The sequence below is a fragment of the Amycolatopsis sp. 2-15 genome (assembly GCF_030285625.1).
In the GTDB taxonomy this organism is placed as follows: Bacteria; Actinomycetota; Actinomycetes; order Mycobacteriales; family Pseudonocardiaceae; genus Amycolatopsis; species Amycolatopsis carbonis.
In genome coordinates this window covers 3408674-3425627 of the sequence record NZ_CP127294.1, presented here as the reverse complement: position 1 = coordinate 3425627, position 16954 = coordinate 3408674, and the positions used below count along the sequence as shown (strand labels likewise).

General features: G+C 69.5%; 23 protein-coding genes. 5 read left to right on the top strand and 18 right to left on the bottom strand.

All coding sequences use genetic code 11. The features are described 5' to 3' along the window. Positions 1–32 precede the first annotated feature (32 nt). A complete protein-coding gene (locus QRX50_RS16815) occupies positions 33–518 on the top strand; it encodes an Lrp/AsnC family transcriptional regulator (RefSeq protein ID WP_285972876.1) in 486 nt (161 codons plus the stop codon). Here the strand turns inward: QRX50_RS16815 and QRX50_RS16810 are convergent. Both QRX50_RS16810 and QRX50_RS16805 read right to left on the bottom strand, forming a co-directional pair. Then, complete coding sequence (locus QRX50_RS16810) at positions 499–1083, bottom strand: hypothetical protein (RefSeq protein WP_285972875.1); 585 nt, start codon at positions 1081–1083, stop codon at positions 499–501. The genes QRX50_RS16815 and QRX50_RS16810 overlap by 20 nt on opposite strands. Further along, positions 1083–1292, bottom strand: coding sequence for a hypothetical protein (locus QRX50_RS16805; RefSeq protein ID WP_285972874.1), 210 nt, complete (start codon positions 1290–1292; stop codon positions 1083–1085). Before QRX50_RS16805 ends, QRX50_RS16810 begins: the two co-directional genes overlap by 1 nt. Before the next feature lie 180 nt (positions 1293–1472). On the opposite strand from QRX50_RS16805, the gene QRX50_RS16800 reads away from it, so the two are divergent. Then, positions 1473–1652, top strand: a complete 180-nt coding sequence (locus tag QRX50_RS16800; protein ID WP_285972873.1) for a hypothetical protein — start codon at positions 1473–1475, stop codon at positions 1650–1652. A gap of 612 nt (positions 1653–2264) precedes the next feature. Here QRX50_RS16800 and dhaM read toward each other — a convergent pair. From dhaM to nucS, 7 genes are all read right to left on the bottom strand, one after another. Then, a complete protein-coding gene (dhaM, locus tag QRX50_RS16795) occupies positions 2265–2939 on the bottom strand; it encodes a dihydroxyacetone kinase phosphoryl donor subunit DhaM (protein WP_285972872.1) in 675 nt (224 codons plus the stop codon). Beyond that, positions 2936–3562: a dihydroxyacetone kinase subunit DhaL gene (gene dhaL, locus QRX50_RS16790; RefSeq protein WP_285972871.1), complete on the bottom strand. Its 627-nt coding sequence runs from the start codon at positions 3560–3562 to the stop codon at positions 2936–2938. Before dhaL ends, dhaM begins: the two co-directional genes overlap by 4 nt. Then, a complete protein-coding gene (dhaK, locus tag QRX50_RS16785) occupies positions 3562–4563 on the bottom strand; it encodes a dihydroxyacetone kinase subunit DhaK (RefSeq protein ID WP_285972870.1) in 1002 nt (333 codons plus the stop codon). Before dhaK ends, dhaL begins: the two co-directional genes overlap by 1 nt. Positions 4564–4634: 71 nt before the next feature. After that, the gene (locus QRX50_RS16780; RefSeq protein WP_285972869.1) at positions 4635–5615 is read right to left on the bottom strand and encodes a hypothetical protein; all 981 of its coding nucleotides are present in this window, start codon (positions 5613–5615) and stop codon (positions 4635–4637) included. 47 nt (positions 5616–5662) lie between these two features. Continuing rightward, positions 5663–5977 carry a hypothetical protein gene (locus QRX50_RS16775; RefSeq protein ID WP_285972868.1) on the bottom strand — a complete coding sequence of 105 codons (315 nt, stop codon included), beginning with the start codon at positions 5975–5977 and terminating at the stop codon, positions 5663–5665. A 13-nt stretch (positions 5978–5990) separates the two neighbouring features. Next, positions 5991–7691, bottom strand: a complete 1701-nt coding sequence (locus QRX50_RS16770; protein ID WP_285972867.1) for a sodium:solute symporter family protein — start codon at positions 7689–7691, stop codon at positions 5991–5993. Between the two features lie 289 nt (positions 7692–7980). After that, positions 7981–8640 carry an endonuclease NucS gene (gene nucS, locus QRX50_RS16765; RefSeq protein ID WP_285972866.1) on the bottom strand — a complete coding sequence of 220 codons (660 nt, stop codon included), beginning with the start codon at positions 8638–8640 and terminating at the stop codon, positions 7981–7983. 37 nt (positions 8641–8677) lie between these two features. Here nucS and QRX50_RS16760 point away from each other — a divergent pair, with 37 nt between their 5' ends. Beyond that, positions 8678–9217, top strand: a complete 540-nt coding sequence (locus QRX50_RS16760) for an NUDIX domain-containing protein (protein ID WP_285972865.1) — start codon at positions 8678–8680, stop codon at positions 9215–9217. 18 nt (positions 9218–9235) lie between these two features. On the opposite strand, the gene QRX50_RS16755 is transcribed toward QRX50_RS16760, so the two are convergent. Then, positions 9236–10009 (bottom strand): enoyl-CoA hydratase-related protein, encoded by a 774-nt coding sequence (locus QRX50_RS16755; protein ID WP_285972864.1) that lies wholly within the window; start codon positions 10007–10009, stop codon positions 9236–9238. Then, positions 9982–10980 (bottom strand): GlxA family transcriptional regulator, encoded by a 999-nt coding sequence (locus QRX50_RS16750; RefSeq protein WP_285972863.1) that lies wholly within the window; start codon positions 10978–10980, stop codon positions 9982–9984. Before QRX50_RS16750 ends, QRX50_RS16755 begins: the two co-directional genes overlap by 28 nt. 72 nt (positions 10981–11052) lie before the next feature. Between QRX50_RS16750 and QRX50_RS16745 the strand changes: the two genes are divergently transcribed. Beyond that, a complete protein-coding gene (locus QRX50_RS16745) occupies positions 11053–11595 on the top strand; it encodes a cysteine hydrolase family protein (RefSeq protein WP_285972862.1) in 543 nt (180 codons plus the stop codon). On the opposite strand, the gene ehuA is transcribed toward QRX50_RS16745, so the two are convergent. From ehuA to QRX50_RS16710, 7 genes are all read right to left on the bottom strand, one after another. Then, on the bottom strand, positions 11592–12356 hold the full coding sequence (gene ehuA / locus QRX50_RS16740; RefSeq protein WP_285974484.1) for an ectoine/hydroxyectoine ABC transporter ATP-binding protein EhuA: 765 nt from the start codon (positions 12354–12356) through the stop codon (positions 11592–11594). The two genes, QRX50_RS16745 and ehuA, sit on opposite strands and share 4 nt — an antisense overlap. Positions 12357–12360: 4 nt before the next feature. After that, a complete protein-coding gene (ehuD, locus tag QRX50_RS16735) occupies positions 12361–13017 on the bottom strand; it encodes an ectoine/hydroxyectoine ABC transporter permease subunit EhuD (protein WP_285972861.1) in 657 nt (218 codons plus the stop codon). Beyond that, positions 13014–13724, bottom strand: a complete 711-nt coding sequence (gene ehuC / locus QRX50_RS16730; RefSeq protein ID WP_285972860.1) for an ectoine/hydroxyectoine ABC transporter permease subunit EhuC — start codon at positions 13722–13724, stop codon at positions 13014–13016. The genes ehuD and ehuC overlap by 4 nt, the downstream gene beginning before the upstream one ends. Positions 13725–13737: 13 nt before the next feature. Then, positions 13738–14631, bottom strand: coding sequence for an ectoine/hydroxyectoine ABC transporter substrate-binding protein EhuB (gene ehuB, locus QRX50_RS16725; protein WP_285972859.1), 894 nt, complete (start codon positions 14629–14631; stop codon positions 13738–13740). 137 nt (positions 14632–14768) lie between these two features. Continuing rightward, positions 14769–15059, bottom strand: coding sequence for a DUF6191 domain-containing protein (locus tag QRX50_RS16720; protein ID WP_255638406.1), 291 nt, complete (start codon positions 15057–15059; stop codon positions 14769–14771). A gap of 15 nt (positions 15060–15074) precedes the next feature. Next, on the bottom strand, positions 15075–15608 hold the full coding sequence (locus tag QRX50_RS16715; protein ID WP_285972858.1) for a hypothetical protein: 534 nt from the start codon (positions 15606–15608) through the stop codon (positions 15075–15077). A 64-nt stretch (positions 15609–15672) separates the two neighbouring features. Next, entirely contained in the window at positions 15673–16203 is a 531-nt protein-coding gene (locus QRX50_RS16710; protein ID WP_285972857.1) for a hypothetical protein, read from the bottom strand. 124 nt (positions 16204–16327) lie between these two features. Here QRX50_RS16710 and QRX50_RS16705 point away from each other — a divergent pair, with 124 nt between their 5' ends. Further along, positions 16328–16954 carry a LysE family translocator gene (locus QRX50_RS16705; protein WP_285972856.1) on the top strand — a complete coding sequence of 209 codons (627 nt, stop codon included), beginning with the start codon at positions 16328–16330 and terminating at the stop codon, positions 16952–16954.

The window sequence follows — 16954 nt, the reverse complement described above, 5'->3', positions numbered from 1 at the left end:
TTGGCGCAACAGCTTCGGATATCATTCGGCTTGTGACTGGATCTGTCGAACTGAGCCCGGTCGACCTCGAGATTCTGCGGGTGCTGCAGAACGATGCCCGGACGTCGAACAAGGACCTCGCTGCCGCCGTCGGCATCGCGCCGTCCACGTGTCTGGATCGCGTGGCGCGCCTGCGCGAGACCGGCGTGATCACGGGCCAGCACGCGCAGGTCGACGCCGCCAAACTCGGGCGTCCGCTGGAGGCATTCCTGTTCGTGCAGGTCCGCCCCCACCGGCGCCAGCTGGTCGACCCCTTCGTCGCCGACCTGCTCGCCCTGCCCGAGGTGCGCGCCGTCTACCACCTCACCGGCCCGGACGACTTCCTGGCGCACGTGGCCACCAGCTCGGCCGCCGAGCTCCAGCGGCTGGTGCTGGACGAGCTCACCGCCCGCGACGAGGTCGCGCGCGTGCACACGAACCTGGTGTTCCAGCACTGGAGTGGCGGGCCGTTGTTGCCGCCTACTCCGTCCGCACCTTGACGGGGTGCCGCGGGTCGGTGGGGCAGAGGAAGATGTTCAGTGCCCCCTGCTCACCGAACTCCCAGCCGGCTTCCTCGTCGTCCCGCCGCTCGCACCCGCAGGGCACCTCGTCCTCCTGCGTCGCCAACGCGATCGCCTGACGCAGGCGCGCGCCACACTCGCGGCAGCTCAGGTCTTGGGGATCCCCGGCGTACCAAGCCGTCCAGCCGCCGACTTTCGAGAACTGGCCGAGCTCGTAATCGACGTCATCGCGGCTCGCCGGCAACCCCAGCTCCGCGCGGCGGTCCTTGGGGAACTCCTCTGGGTACGGGAATTCTCGGAGCCGGCACGGATGCAGGACGCGCGCCTGGGGCAGGAACAGGTCATCCGCGTCTTCAGGTGGCTCCGGCGCTTCGGCGACTTCGCCGACGGTTTTCGAGTTGCGCCAGATGAGGCGCACCGCCGGGCCGCAGTGGTGTTTGCTCGCGTGGCGCGTCGGGCACAGCAGTACCTGCGCCAGATCCGTGCCGTCGGGGAACGGCAACTCCGGGAAGTCGCGGCGGAAAAACTGGGCAGCGTCGACCATCACGGGCACGGGCTCGTCGCCCGGATGGCCGCCGTCCAGCCGTCGTCGGTCGCCTCGGGCTTCGGCGGCCAGGTGACGGGGCACGTCGGTCGCGGCTCGCTCGCGGGCCACAGCAGGGGACCGCCCACGTGGCTTTCGCCGACGACGGGCTCGCCTTGCGCGGGATGGAGGCGCACCGCGGTGCGCGCATGCTCGGTGGCGGGAGTCACCGCGCGAGGGTATCGCCCGGCACCGACAACTCCGGAGAACAGCGCGAATACCGACCGCGGCGATTCCTTTCGATCGGGAATCGGTCAAAAACCCGGCCGCCGATCCCGGTAACGGACAACGCAGCCGGCCCGACGTCCGGACCACAAAGGATTCGCCGGTCGAGGGACGGAGGAAGCGCCATGACGAGCACGACCGGACCGGCCGCACAGAATTCCCCGGATTACTGGGGTCCACCGACGGAACCGATGCGACTGCCGCGCCAACCTGGGCAGATCAGCACGGTGCTGTTGCTGCTCGCCGCGCTGTGCGGGGCAGCCGTGATCGGCGCGATCTGGCTGGGGATCGCGCTGACAGCGTGAGGGTATTTTCGGTTTGTGAATTGCCGGAATTCGGGAGTGGGCGGTGGCGGAGAACAACTTCTCCGGCGCCGTTCATCGCGCGGCCTGGCGAGGGAAGTGAATTGCTGCAGCGGGGTCCTTGGGGTCCATAGTGGACGTTTGCCGGCGTCCGGTGGCGAGGTTTGTGCGCTGGAGCCAGTCGAGCGCTGGGCTCGGATTGTCAGGCTGCAGAGGCCGGGCTTCGGGGCCACAGCTCTGCGCTGCGGGTGTCGGGGTCGTGCTGCTGGCGCCCAGGCTCCAGGCGTCGGCTTTGGCGCCACGGCCCGACGCTCTGGCTCTGGCTTCGGCGCCTGGCTTCACGGCTTCAGGGCTTCGGGGCTTTAGGGCTTCGGGGCTTCAGACGCCGAGGCGACAGCCCTGCGCTGCCGGGCGCCGAGCTCCGAAGCCACGGGGCTCCGGACACCCGACCAAAGCCTCACCCCAGCGGCAGGCACCACCGACGGTGGCGGTGGGGCAGCCGGTCCCCTGAACACCTCAGGTGCTGCAACGATCGCCAGCACGGAAGGAGGGCGCGGGTGTTTCTGCCGGGCCGTGTCACTCAACGGCCCGGACGACGACGAAGCCCGCGCACCCCTACTCCCCGAAGTTCGACTCCACCAATCCGGTCACCTTGGCGAGCGCGTCCGAAGCCTCCGGCCCCCGGGCGCGCACCAGGATGCGGTCGCCCTGGCGGGCGCCGAGGGACATGAGGGCCAGGACGCTGTGGGCGTCGGCTTCCTGGTCGCCCAGGCGGATGGTGACCTCGGCTTCCACGGAGGCCAGGCTGCGGACCAGGACGGCGGCGGGGCGGGCGTGGAGGCCGACCTCGTTCGTCAGCGTGAGTTCCTTCTCCTGGGAGTCACTGGGAGAGTCCACGGCGGCGAGGTCGGGGGCCAGGCCGGCGCCGGCGGCAGCGGAAGCCACCGCTTTGCGGTCCGCCCCGCCCTGGGCGGCGACGGCGGCCGCGATGGCGCCTTCCACGAGGGGGCCGTCGGCGACCACCGCGGCGAGGCCGCCGGACAAGGACTCCACCGCGAGCTCCGCCGTCATCTGCGCGCTGCCCAGGTCGTACAGCAGCACCACACCGTCGCCGGCGTCGGCGCGTTGGGTGGCGGCCACGACTTCGTCGTAGTCGGTGCCGATGCCGCCGTCGTCGGGGAGGCCGCCGGCGGGGATGATGCGGACGTCGGGGGCCATTTGGGCGGCCAGGTCGGCCAGGCCTTGGGCCAGTTTGGCGCTGTGCGAGACGAGCACGATCCCCACGGTCACCGGGCGGCCTCCGCGAACGCGCGCAGCAGCAGCGCCGTGGAGCGGGCGCCGGGGTCCATGTGGCCGACGGCGCGTTCGCCCAGATACGAAGCCCGGCCCTTGCGGGGCACCAGGTCCACTGTGGACTCGGCGCCGCGGTCGGCCGCGTCGGCGGCCGCGGTCAGCACGTCGGCGATCGAGGCGTCCGCGGGGCAGGCTTCGGCCGCCGAAACGGCCGGGATCAGGGCGTCGACCATCGTCGCGTCGCCGCCCACCGCCTTACCGCGGGCCTGCACACCGTCCAAAGCGGCCTGCAGAGCGGCCACCAGCAGCGGCACGTCAAGCGAATCCGCGTCTCCCAGACGGGTCGACGCACGCAGGAAAGCCGTGCCGTACAACGGTCCCGCCGCGCCGCCGACCTTCGAGATCAACGTGGTGGCCGCCAGCTTCGCGACGCCCGCCGGGGTGGCGGGCACCTCCGTCTCCAGGGCGGACACGATCGCGGTGAACCCGCGGCTCATGTTCTCGCCGTGGTCGCCGTCGCCGATGGCGCGGTCGAGCTCCACCAGCTCGGAGCGGTGCTCGGCCACGACTTCGGCCGCGGCTCGCAACGCAGCCGCGACTCCTTCGGAAGAACAACCCATCAGATCCCCCATCGCAGCGCGGGCGTCCACACGGGCGCGTCCCACAGCTCGGTCAGCTCGTCGTCCAGCTTCAGCAGCGTCAGGCTCATCCCCTGCATCTCGAGACTCGTGATGTACGGCCCGACCAGCCTGCGCTCGACCACGATCCCACGCTCGGCCAGCAGCCGCTCGGCGATGCCGTGGGCGAGGTAGAGCTCCAGCAACGGCGTGGCGCCCATGGAGTTCGTGAACAGCAGCACCTTGTCGCCCGACTCGTACGGCAGGTCCGAAACGATGGCCTCGACCATGCGCGCCACCAGCGCGTCGGCAGGCTCGGCCGGGATGCGCTCGCGGCCCGGCTCACCGTGGATGCCGATGCCGAACTCGATCTCGTCCGGCCCCAGGTCGAAGCTCGGCTCGCCGACGTGCGGCACGATCGGCGCGCTCAACGCCACCCCGATCGACCGCACCTGCCCGACGACCTTGCGCGCCAGCGCCTCCACCGCGTCGAGCGAGTCGCCTCGCTCCGCGGCCGCGCCCACGATCTTCTCCAGCAGCACAGTCCCGCCGACGCCACGGCGGCCGGCGGTGAACGTGGAGTCCTTCACCGCGACGTCGTCGTCGATCACGACGCTGCGCACGTCGAGGTCCTCGGCCGCGGCCAGCTCGGCGGCGGTCTCGAAGTTCAGCACGTCACCCGTGTAGTTCTTCACGATCAGCAACGCACCGGACGGCCCGGTCGTCGCGGCGACCGCGGCCTGCACCGCGTCCGGCGTCGGCGACGTGAACACCGCGCCGGGCACAGCGGCGTCGAGCATGCCGCGGCCGACGAACCCGCCGTGCAGCGGCTCGTGGCCGGCGCCGCCACCCGAGATGACGGCGACCTTGCGCGCCACCGGAGCGTCGGCCCGCACCACGACGGCCGGGTCGTCCCGGACACGGAGGATATCGGCGTGGGCGACGGCGAGGCCTCTCAAGGACTCCGCGACCACGGTCGCCGGATCGTTGATGATCTTCTTCATGGCGGGCCTCCGACACATCGGCGTGGTGGGTGCTCCCAACCTAGCCGCCGAGACCGGCCCGCCGCCAAGCTTCAGGGCCGCGGCAAGTTCCCCGCGACGCTTTTCGCCAGCGTCGTCGCCGTCGCACACGGGTCGCCGGCGCCCGGCTTGAGGTCGTAGTCGGTGAACCCCACCTGGACGACCTCCACGTGGTCGCCCTGCCACGGCCGGTGCTGCCACTCGACCTTGCAGTCCGTGCCGGCCGTGCCCTTCTTCGCGTACGCCTGGTTCGCACCGCCGACGTCGGCCTTCAGCCAGCCGTCGCCCTCCAGCGGCGGGAAGGCCGGGAAGAACATCACCGTGAGGTTCGGGCTGTTGCCCCATTGGCAGCTGTGCAGGCCGGTCGCGCCCCCCTTCGTGCCCTTCAGCACGGCGTCCACCGCGGACTGGTCGAGCACCGCGCACGCGTCGGCCGTGAGCACGGATCCCTTGACTTCCGGGTATTTCTGCGGGGAGTTGTGGAGCTTGTCCACGGCGGGAGCGAGCAAGGTTCGTCCCGCACGACACGGATCGCCACCCGGGTAATCGATCTCGAACGCCACCCCGAGACTCGGGTCGCGCGAGGTGAGGGCGCTGACCTCGCACGAACCGCCGGTGGTGTCGGGCACCTCGACCTGCGGCAGGCCGCCGACCTGGCCCGTCGTCTTGTCCGACGCGAACAGCACGATCGCGCCGAGCTGCACGTCGACCGAAAGCTCCTTGCCGCCGGCGTCGCGCACCTTGGTGCTGCACTCGTCGAACCGGACGCTCGACGCCATCGGCTCACCCTCGGGCGTGCCCAGTGCGGAGAGTGACGTGTTGTCGAGGAACTGGCACGGCAGCACCGGGCGCAGCGCGCCCGTGGTGACCGCCGCGTCGGTGATCGGTCCGCTGCCACCGTCCCCGCTCGCGGCGGGGACGGTGGTGCGAGGGAAGTTCTCCTTGCCCAGCTGCGGGCCACCACAGGCCGTCAGGACGAGAACACCGGCCACCACCAGGGGAAACAACCGGCCGAGTTTGAGATCGTGCGCCACGCGGAGCACGGTAGCGGCAGCCGGCCCCGGCTGTCCGGACAACCCGCTTATCCGGCTGCCGGCGGCTCGCCGGTGACGCCCCCGTCACCGTCGTCGCCCTCGTCGGGCTGGTCGGTCTGCTCCGGCACGACGATCGGGCGCAGCCGCGCCCACAGGATGAACAGCGCCGTGAAGATCAGCAGGGCGATGCCGGACCACAGGTTGATGTTCACCCCGGACGACTTCACGCGGTCGGCCTCGGTGTCGAACGCGGCGCCCATGACCGTGAGGATGATGCCGTAGACGCCGGTCAGGAGGGCGATGATCAGGCGGATGTCGAACGCACCGGCCTTGTGCGCCCGTGGTGTGGATTCGGTTGCCATGGCGGTCGTCCTCCTAGAAGGCGAAGTTCAGGACGAGGGTGATGACGGCCGCGATCCCGGCCAGCAGCACCGGCTTGCGGTACCAGCCCGCGTCTTCGCCGGTGGTTTCGGTCTTGAGCGAGCCGCGCGGCGTGAGCGAGTAGACCAGGCCCACCAGCTCCGACTCCGGCTTGGGCGGCGTGAAGTACGTGACGCCCACGCTCACCACGATGTCGACGAGGAACGCCACGATCGCGGCCACAAAACTCACGCCCTGCCCCGGCAGGGTGAACACCTCGAGCTTGCTCATCACGAAGATCGCGATGGCCGCCAAGGTCCCGAACACCAGGCCCGACCAGCCGGCCGCCTTCGACATCCGCTTCCAGAACATGCCGAGGATGAACGTGGCGAACAACGGCGCGTTGAAGAACGAGAACAGCGTCTGCAGGTAGTCCATCAGGTTCGCGTACGTCGACGCGATGAACGCCGTGCCGATCGCCAGGACTGTCGCGACCATGGTCACCACGCGGCCGGTGTTGAGGTAGAACTTGTCCGGCCGGTTCTTCACGATGTAGGTCTGGAACACGTCGTAGGTGAACACCGTGTTGAACGAGCTCAGGTTCGCCGCCATGCCGGCCATGAACGACGCGAGCAGACCCGCGATCGCCACGCCGAGGATGCCGTTCGGCAGCACGTCGCGCATCAGCAGCAGGAGCGCGTCGTTGAACGTCGCGCCGCTGGGCGCGGGCTTGCCGTCGAGCAGGGCCTGCTTGTTCGCACCCTGCAGCTCGGTCACGGTCACCGCCGCGACCATGCCCGGGATGATCACCACGAACGGGATGAACATCTTCGGGAACGAGCCGATGATGGGCGTGCGCCGCGCGGCCGACATGCTCTTCGACGCCATCGCGCGCTGGACCTCGACGAAGTTCGTGGTCCAGTAACCGAACGAGAGCACGAACCCGAGGCCGAACACGAGACCCAGCACCGACAGGAAGTTGCTGCCGAAGCCGGTCAGCTGGTTGCCGGGCCACGAGTGCGTCTGCGCGACGCCGCCCGGGCTGTTGGTCACCTTCTCGATGAGGCCGTTCCAGCCGCCGACCTTGTACAGACCGACGATCGTGAGCGGGATCAGCGCCGCGAGGATGACGAAGAACTGCAGCACTTCGTTGTAGATGGCCGCAGACAGGCCACCGAGCGCGGTGTAGGTGAGCACGATGACGGCCGCGATGATGATCGAGACCCAGATCGGCCAGCCCAGCAGCAGGTTCACGACGCTGGCCAGCAGGTACAGGTTCGCGCCGGCGATGAGGATCTGCGCGAGCGCGAAGCTGGCGCCGTTGACCCAATGGGCGGCCGGACCGAAGCGGCGGAGCATGAACTCGGGAACGCTGCGCACCTTTGAGCCGTAGTAGAACGGCATCATCACGACGCCGAGGAACAGCATCGCGGGGATCGCGCCGATCCAGAAGTAGTGCGCCGTCGGCAGGCCGTACTCGGCGCCGTTGGCGGACATGCCCATGACCTCGATCGCGCCGAGGTTCGCCGAGATGAACGCCAGGCCGGTCACCCATGCCGGAAGCGAGCGCCCGGACAGGAAGAAGTCGAGACTGCTCGACACCTGCCTGCGGGCGAGATAGCCGATGCCCAGCACCAGCACGAAATAGAACGCCAGCTCGATGTAGTCGATAGCACTCGCGTCGAGCCGCAGGTTCGCGTCGGCAAGGACCTCCACGCGAGCCACCTCCGAATCAAACAATTTCCCACAGGAAACACCAGCGTCCTGTCAGATCCGGACAGTACTGCATGGATTCCGAAGCGGCACCCCGACACGGGGGATCGGCGAAAGAGCCCTCGGCTCACGCCGGTGAGCTGAGGAAACGCCGGTTTCCGACGAGTGTGATCTTGACAGCTCCCGTGCCGGTGACCGGTTCCCCACGAACGCGCAGGCGCGATCACGGGCCGACGACGCGGTCTGTTTAGGACGGTCGCCGCTCACGAGACGTGATAGTGGCCCCGGTGGCTCAGAACAGGCGGAACTCGTCGGATTCGATGCCGCGCAGGGCGTCGTAGTCCAAGGTCAGGCAGCGGATGCCGCGGTCTTCCGCGAGAACGCGGGCCTGGGGCTTGATGATCTGCGCGGCGAAGACGCCCTGCACGGGGGCGAGCAGCGGGTCGCGGTTGAGCAGCTCGAGGTAGCGCGTGAGCTGCTCGACGCCGTCGATCTCGCCGCGGCGCTTGATCTCCACGGCGACCGACTTGCCGTCCGCGTCGCGGGCCATGATGTCGACCGGGCCGATGGCGGTGGGGAACTCGCGGCGCACGAGGGTGTAGCCGTCGCCGAGGGTCTTGATGTGCTCGGCGAGCAGTTCCTGCAGGTGCGCTTCCACGCCGTCCTTCTGCAGGCCCGGTTCGGCGCCCAGCTCCTGCTCGTGGTCGTGGTAGATCTCGTCGATCGAGATCACGAGCTTCTCGCCCTGCTTGTTCTCGACGATCCACAGCTTGCCGTCCTCGATGAGCCAGCAGGGCGGGCTCATCCAGTTCAGGGGCTTGTACGCGCGGTCGTCCGAGTGCACGGACACCGAACCGTCCGACTTGACGAGGAGCAGGCGCGTGGCCATCGGCAGGTGGGCGGTGAGGCGGCCGGCGTAGTCGACCTGGCAACGAGCGATCACGAGACGCACCCGCCGAGGGTAGGACAGGCTCGGCGATACTGGGCGAGTGGACCCCATTCAGCGTGTCGCGACCCGCGAGGTGTACCGGAACAACTGGATGACGGTGCGAGAGGACGCCATCCGCCGCGCAGACGGCAGCGAAGGCATCTACGGCGTGGTCGACAAACCGACCTACGCCCTGATCATCCCGATGGACGGCGACCGCGTGCTCCTGGTCGACCAGTTCCGCTACCCCGTCAGCGAGCGCCGCTGGGAGTTCTGCCAGGGCACCGCCCCCGACCTCGCCGAGACACCGCCCGCCGAGCTCGCCCGCCGCGAGCTGCGCGAGGAAACGGGCCTGCGCGCCGAGACCGTCACGGAGATCGGGCTCCTGGAAGTCGCGCCCGGCATGTCGAGCCAGCGCGGCCACGTCTACCTCGCGACGGACCTGACCGAAGGCGAGCCGGAACGCGAGCTCGAGGAACAGGACATGACCACGGCGTGGTTCACCCGCTCGGAGATCGAGAAGATGATCTCGACGGGCGGCATCACCGACGCGCAGTCGATCGCCGCGTACACACTTCTGCTGCTCCACAAGCGTCGTTGAGCCCCAGCAGTCGAACCCTCAGTCCGGCCACTCCGCCTTGCGCTTCTCCAGGAACGCCGCCATGCCTTCCCGCGCGCCCGGGAGCTGCGACGCCGAGGCCATGACCTCCAGCGCGATGGCGTAGGCGTCGGCTTCCGGACGGTCGAGCTGCGCGTACAGGGTCTGCTTGCCCATGGCCTTGCTCGCCCGGCTGCCGCGCGTGGCCCGCGCGAGCAGGGCGGCGACGGCGTCGTCCAGCTCCTCGTCCGGGACGACGGAGTTGACCAGGCCCCAGTCGAGCGCGGTGGCGGCGTCGACGACGTCGCCGGTCAAAGCCAGCTCCATCAAGCGTTTGCGGCCGATCGAGCGCGCCACCGGGACGGCCGGGGTGTGGCAGAACCAGCCGCCTTTGCCGCCGGGCAGGGCGAAACCGGCGGACGACGCGGCGACGGCGAGGTCACACGAGGCCACGAGCTGGCAGCCCGCCGCGGTCGCCAGGCCGTGCACGCGCGCGACCACGACCTGCGGCAGCGACTGCATGGTGCGCATCAGCTCCGTGCACAACGTCAGCAGCTCGCGCACGCCCATGAGGTCGCGCGCGGCGACGTCGCCGAAGTCGTGGCCCGCGGAGAAGACCGGGCCGGCGCCGGCGAGGACGATGCCCGTCGCGTCGGTGGTGCCGGCTTCGCGGAACGCCGCGAGCAGCTCGGTCAGGTGGTCGGCGGACAGCGAGTTGCGCCGCGCGGCGCGGTTCATCGTGACGGTGATCGTGTCGCCGTCACGCTTCACGAGGATGTGCTCGTATTCGGCCATACCCCGACCGTAACGCCGCCGGGCGCGGAACGGAACGTGCGCCGGTACGAATCGGGCCCGACGCCGACCTCCGCGCGCAGCCGGCGGCGCAGGTTCGCCGCCGTGCCCAGCCCCGACCGCTGCGCGACGCGCTCCACCGGCAGCTCGGTGGTCTCCAGCAGGCGTTGCGCCAGCCGCACCCGTTGCACGCGCAGCCATCGCCCCGGCGTCACGCCCGTGGCCGCGGCGAACTCGCGGTGGAACGTCCGCTCGCTCATCCCGGCGTGGCCACACAGCTCGGCCACACCGATCTCCTCGGCCAGCCGCGCCAGCGCCCAGTCCATAGTGGACGACAGACCCGGCCGGGCAGGTGCCGCGGGCAAGGGATTCTCGACGTACTGGCGCTGGCCGCCTTCGCGGGCGGGCGGCATCACGAGGCGCCGCGCGAGTTTCGCCGCGACGTCCGCGCCGTGGTCGCGGCGCACGAGGTGCAGGCAGAGGTCGAGACCGCCGACCACGCCCGCCGAGGTGAGCACGCCGTCGGCCTCGGTGTAGAGCACGTCGCGCTGCAACCGAGCGAGGGGCGCGGCGACGGCGAGTGCGTCGAGGTCCCACCAGTGGGTGGTCGCGGGGCGGCCGTCGAGCAGGCCCGCGACCGCGAGCGTGAACGCGCCGGAGCACAACGCCGCCACCGTCGCGCCCGCCCGGTGGGCCCGGCGCAACGCGGCCGACGCGGCGGGCGGCACCGGGGTGTGCGGATCGTCGCGTCCGGGGGCCAGCACGAGGTCGCAGCCGTCGAGTCCGGACAGCCCGTGCGTCGGCGTGACCTCTCCGAACGGGGACAACGAGGTGCGCCGCCGGCCTGCCCCGCACAGCCGCACGGTGAACGGCTCGATCCCGCTCTCGCTGCGGTCCTGCGCCCAGACCTCGGCGATCACACCGAGGTCGAACGCGCGGGTACCCGGCAGGAGCAACACCCCGATCGTCCGCATGGCAGAAAAGTACCGGATCGCGCACCTTCTGCCACTCCCCTCTGAACCGCGCACCCGACGAAACTCAGGGACATGGCCGCACTCATCCTCATCGACGTCCAGCGCGGGTTCTCCGACGCCGAGTACTGGGGCCCGCGCAACAACCCCGGAGCCGAGGCGAACATCAAGGCCCTGCTCGACGCGTGGCAGCAGCGCCGTCTGCCCGTGGTCCTCGTGCACCACGACTCCGTACACGCCGATTCGCCGCTGCGCCCCGGCCAGCCCGGCAACGACTTCCTGGCGGAACTCGACGGCGCCCGCCCCGACCTGGTCTTCGGCAAGAAGGTGAACTCGGCCTTCCTCGGCGACGTCGACCTCGACGCGTGGCTGAAGACCCACGGCATCACGGACTTCGTCCTAGCCGGCATCCAGACTAACTTCTGCTGCGAAACCACGGCCCGCATGGGCGGCAACCTCGGTTACGACGTGACCTTCGCGCTCGACGCGACCTTCACGTTCGACCTGCCCGCCCTCGACGGCACCACCGTGACGGCCGAAGAGCTCTCCCGCGTCACCGCGGCGAACCTGCACAACCGGTTCGCGACCGTGCGCTCCACCAAGGAGATCCTGGGCTAACGACGATCGATCACGGCCCGGAGGAACTCCTTCGTGCGCTCGTGTTCGGGAGCGGTGAACAGCTTCTCCGGCACTGCGTCCTCCAGCACCCGGCCGTGGTCGAACATCATCACCCGGTCCGAGACGTCCTGCGCGAACTGCATTTCGTGCGTCACGCACAGGATGGTGATGTCCGTGGTCGTCGCGATGTCCCGCAGTACTCGCAAAACGTCGGCGACGAGCTCCGGGTCCAGCGCCGACGTGACCTCGTCGAGCAGCAGCACGTCGGGTCGCATCGCCAGCGCCCGGGCGATCGCGACGCGCTGCTGCTGCCCGCCGGACAGGCGCGTCGGGTGCGCGTCCGCCTTGTCCTCGAGCCCGACGAGGCCGAGCAGCTCACGGGCGCGCTGCTCGGCTTCGGCCGGTGCCAGGCCCAGCGAGCGGACCGGCGCCTCGGTGATGTTGCGCAGCACGTTCATGTTCGGGAACAGGTTGAACTGCTGGAACACCATGCCGATCCGGCGCCGCATCACCCTCAGGTGCTTCTCGTCCGCGGGCACCCGGCGCTCGCCGCGGCGCACGTGGCTCAGGCACTCACCGCCGACGTGGATGGTGCCTCCGTTCACCTTCTCCAGGGTCATCAGCAGCCGCAGGATCGTCGTCTTGCCGGACCCGCTCGGGCCGATCAGCGACACGAACTCCCCCGGCGCGACGGTGAAATCGAGCTCGTCGAGCACCACGTGGTCCCCGAACTTCTTGACCACACCCGAGAACCGGATCATCGCGTCAGACTCGTTCGGCACGGCGTTCCCATCGTCGGACCAGCACGGAGGCCGGCAGGCTCACCAGCAGGAACAGCACGCCGGCCAGGGTGTAGGGCTCGACGACGCGGAACGTCTCCGCGCCGACCTCCTTGGCGCGGTTGAGCACGTCCAGCACGCCGATCGCCAGCAGCAGCGGCGTTTCCTTGAACATCGAGATGGTGTAGTTGCCCAGCGCCGGCAGCACCCGCGGTATCGCCTGGGGCAGCACGACCGCCGTCCACACGCGCGACCGTGGCAGGTTGAGCGCGACCGCCGCCTCCCACTGTCCTTTCGGGACGGCTTCGATCCCGGCCCGGTACACCTCGGCGGTGTAGGTCGCGTAGTGCACGCCGAGCGCGATGACACCTGTGACGAAGGCCGACAGCGTGATCCCCGTCAGCGGCGGCACCAGCCAGTACAGCACGAAGACCTGGATCAGCAACGGCGTGCTGCGAATGAACTCGATGAACAGCCACGCCACCCGCGACAGCACCGGGATCCGGGCCCGGCGCAGCAACGCCAGCACCAGCCCGAGCGCATACGCGAGAGCCGAGCCGAGCAGCGTCAGCTCGACCGTGACCAGCAATCCCTCCAGCAGCAGCGGGATCGCGTCGGCGGCGGCCTGCCAATCCCAGTTCACCCGGCACCTCCGCCGCCGACGGTGAGATCCAGTTCCGTGCGCGCCACCGGCGCGCGGCCGAGGCGGCGCCCCGCCCAGCGCTCCAGCGCCCGCATGCCGGTCGTGATCAGTACGGCGAGCAGGAGGTAGAGCACCAGCTCGGTGCCGTAGATCCAGCCGATGTCCGCGCCGAACACCGGCCGCAGCAGCTCACCGCGTTCGGTGATCTCGCCCGCCGAGATGAACGACAGCAGCGCGGTGCTCTTCAGCAGCTGGATGAACAGGTTGTTGAACGGCGGCAGCATCTCGGCGAACGCCTGGGGCAGGAGCACCCGCACCATCCGCTGCGTCGGTGAGAGGTTGAGCGCGACCGCGCCTTCGTACTGCGCCTTCGGCACCGACCGCAGGGCGCCGCGCACGACCTCGGCCCCGTACGCGCCGTGGTTCAGACCCAGGACCAGGATGCCGGCGAACAACGGCACCAGCTGGAACCCGACCAGCACCGGCAGCACGAAGTACAGCCAGAACAGCTGCACGGCCTCGGACGTCCCGCGGAAGACCTCCACATACACCCGCGCGACACCCCGGACGAACCGCCTCGGTGACAGCAGCGCGAGCCCGGCGATCAGGGAAAGGACGATGGTGACGATGATCCCGCCGACCGCGGCCTCGATGGTCGTGGCCAGGCCGGCGAGGATCGCCGAGACGATGTGCGGCACGTTCGACACGGCGCACCACCCGTCACGCGGCGCAGAGCTTCTCGGTGGTCACGTCCGGCTTCGGCAGGTTCGCCTGCGTGAAGCCGAAGGGCGCGACGATCCTCGTCCACTCCCCGCTGTCGTGCAGTTTCTTCAGTTCTGTGTTGAACGCGTCGACCAGCGACTTGTCGCCGGTGCGGAAGACGAACCCGCCCGCCGAGATCACCGGCTGGCCGTTCTCGACCGGGTCGAACCCGGGCGTCACCTCGGCGGCCGCACCGGGGTTCTTCTTCAGCACGTCCTTCAGCGAGATGTCGGTGAGCGCCGCCGCGTAGACGCGCCCGTCGGTGACCGCGCGCAGCATGTTGTCCTGCGAGTCCAGCGTCTCGATCTGGCTCTCGGGCACCCCGGCGCTGGTCGCGTAGCCCTTCTCCACCGCCGCGGAGAGCACCGCGACCTTCACCTTCTTCGCCGCGATGTCCTCGAACTTCAGCACCTGCTGCGGGTTGCCCTTCGGCACCAGCAGCGCCGTCAGCGCCGAGTAGTCCGGGATGGAGAACGCGGCCTGGCCGCAGCGTTTCGCGGTGATGTTCATGCCCGCCGCCACCACGTCGTACTGCTTCGCGTTGAGCGCCGGGATCAGCTGGTCGAAGGAGACCGCGCTCGCCTCGACGGTGTCGATCCCCATGTTCCGGAATACGACTCTCGCAACTTCAGGGGCCTCGCCGGTGACTTTTCCGCTTTGATCAGTGAATCCGTAGGGGGATTCGTTGGCGATTCCGATTTTGATCTTCTTGGCGGACTGCGCCGCCTGCAACGTGTCTCCGGACGACGTCGACGTACACGCGGAAAGCAACACCGGACCACCCAGTACGGCTGCTCCCACCAGTGCGGATCTCCGGAACAACTGCCGTCGCGACCATTCGTCGTGCTTCATCACAGCACCTCGTCTCGATCACATTTCCGTGCGTCGAACGTAGGTGTCCTCCGCGAACGAGGCACGCCAAGCGCAGCAAATAGGTACCGGCCGTTACCGTAAATTGACCAGGCGGAACAATGCGTGTTCGAAAGCTCTCAGTCCGTGGCCCGCTTGTCCTGGTTCGCGGGACGCACGATCGCCACCCCACGGTCCAGGTCGATCATTCCCAGCGGCGGCGCGCCCTGCGCGTCCTGGTCGAGGGTCATCTCCACGGAGTCGCGATGCTCGAGCTCGTTGCGCTTGGTGCCGTAGAGGAACGAGGTGACCTCGTCGAGGTACGTCGAGGACAGCCGCCGCTTCAGCCGCGACGGCTTGCGGCCCGGCCGCACTTCCCATGCGCCCACGATCACCAGCAGCAGCGTCGCGGCGGGCAAGGCGATCGACATGATGACCTGCACGTCTCACCCAACGTACGACGGGCGGGCCGCGTTCCGCGCGATCAGGTCCGCGACCTGGGCGGCATCTCGGACGGCGACCAGCTCCGGCAGCATCGGGTGCCACGCGGGCCGGGGCCGGTACTCCTGGTCCTTGACCCACTCCCACCAGGTCGGGCTGAAGTCGATCGTGCCGAGGCCGTCGCCGAGGTCGTGCACCCGGGCCGCCCCGAGCGCCGCGAGCGGCACCCAGCGGAACTCCGACCCCGACCCACCGTGGGCGGCGAACACCAGCCGACGGTCGGTGACGAAGTAGGTCGTAACGGCCAGCAGCTCGCGGCGTTCCTTCGGACGTTCGACGGCGAACCCGGCCACGAGCGCGATCACGATGCCCCACGGGTACAAGGCCACCTTCAGCACGTCGAGCACGGCGATCACGAAGCTCCCGCCCACCACGAGGACCGCGAGCACGACCCACCAGTAGTAGTCGCGGAACCGCCGGTGACAGCGCTGCGGCCGGCCGGACCACAACACCGTCTCGCCCTCTTCGATCGGAAACATCGCGCCCTCCCTTTCCCGAAATGAGCACGCTGCCCGGATCGCCGGGGTTGCCCCGCGCGCAAACTCACTCGCGGATCGAGGCCTGCCCGGCGTGGCGCTCGATGAGCTCGGCGACCTCGTGCGCGTCGCGGATGGCCACCAGTTCCGGGTAGATCGGGACAAGGGTCGACTGCCGCCATGGATCCAGCCTCAGCGTCGCCCGCAAGACAGACTTCTTGAAATCGACGGTGCCGAGCCCGTCGTGCAGCTCGTGCACGCGCGGCGTGCCGAGCACGGCCATCGGGACCCACCGGTAATCGACGCCGTGGGCGAAGTGCATGGCGATGATGAGCCGCCGATCGGTCACGGGGTACGACGTCGCGGCGTGCCGCTTGGATCGAACCGAACCGGAGTGGATCGCCACACCGACGGCGAGAGCGATCATGTAGAACCAGATCATCCACAGGGAGAAGTCCGCGTAGAACGCCAGCACCACACCGTCGCCCACGATGAGAACCACGACCACCGCCCACGGCAGGTAGTCGTGGAAGCGACGGTGCCGTCGCTGCGGGCGGCCGGTCCACAACACCGTCTCGCCGTCTTCGATCGCATTCATCGCGGCCTCCCCCAGTCCCCGCACTGAGCACGCTGCCCGGTTCGCCGGGGTTGCCCCGCGCCGCGAAGGGCTGTGACCGAAATCCGCGAGACTCAGCCGTGAGCGGCGATTACCGTGGAACAACGTGACTTGGAGTGGGTACGGCAGTTATCTCGTCATCGTGGTCCTCATCGTCCTGGCGCCAGGGCCGGACACGATGGTGATGCTGAAGAACGCGCTGTCCGGTGGTGCCCGCGGTGGGCTGCTCGCGACGGCCGGGATCTTCGCCGGCAACGCGTTGCAGGGCACGGCCGCGGCGCTCGGGCTCGGGGTGGTCATCGCGCGGTCCCAGCCGGTGTTCATCACGCTCAAGTGGCTCGGCGCGGCGTACCTCGTGTTCCTCGGGTTCCAGGCCCTGCGCGGCGCGTGGCGCGGCAACTACGCGACCGTCGAAGAAACGCAGCGCAAGCGGACGAGCAGCTTCCGGCGCTGGCGCGAAGGGTTCCTGTCCAACGTGACGAACCCGAAGGTCCTGGTCCTCTACTTGTCGGTGCTACCGCAGTTCCTCGACCCCGTGCGCACCACCACGTGGGACGCGCTCGTGCTCGCCTACACCGTGGCGGTGCTGGGCACAGTGTGGCTGCTGGTACTGCTGTTCTTCGTGCACCGGGTGCGCGCGTGGCTCAAGCAGCGGAAGGTGCGGCGCGCGCTCGACGGTGTGACCGGCACCGCGCTCGTCGGCTTCGGGGCGGCCCTGGCCCTGGAGTCCTGA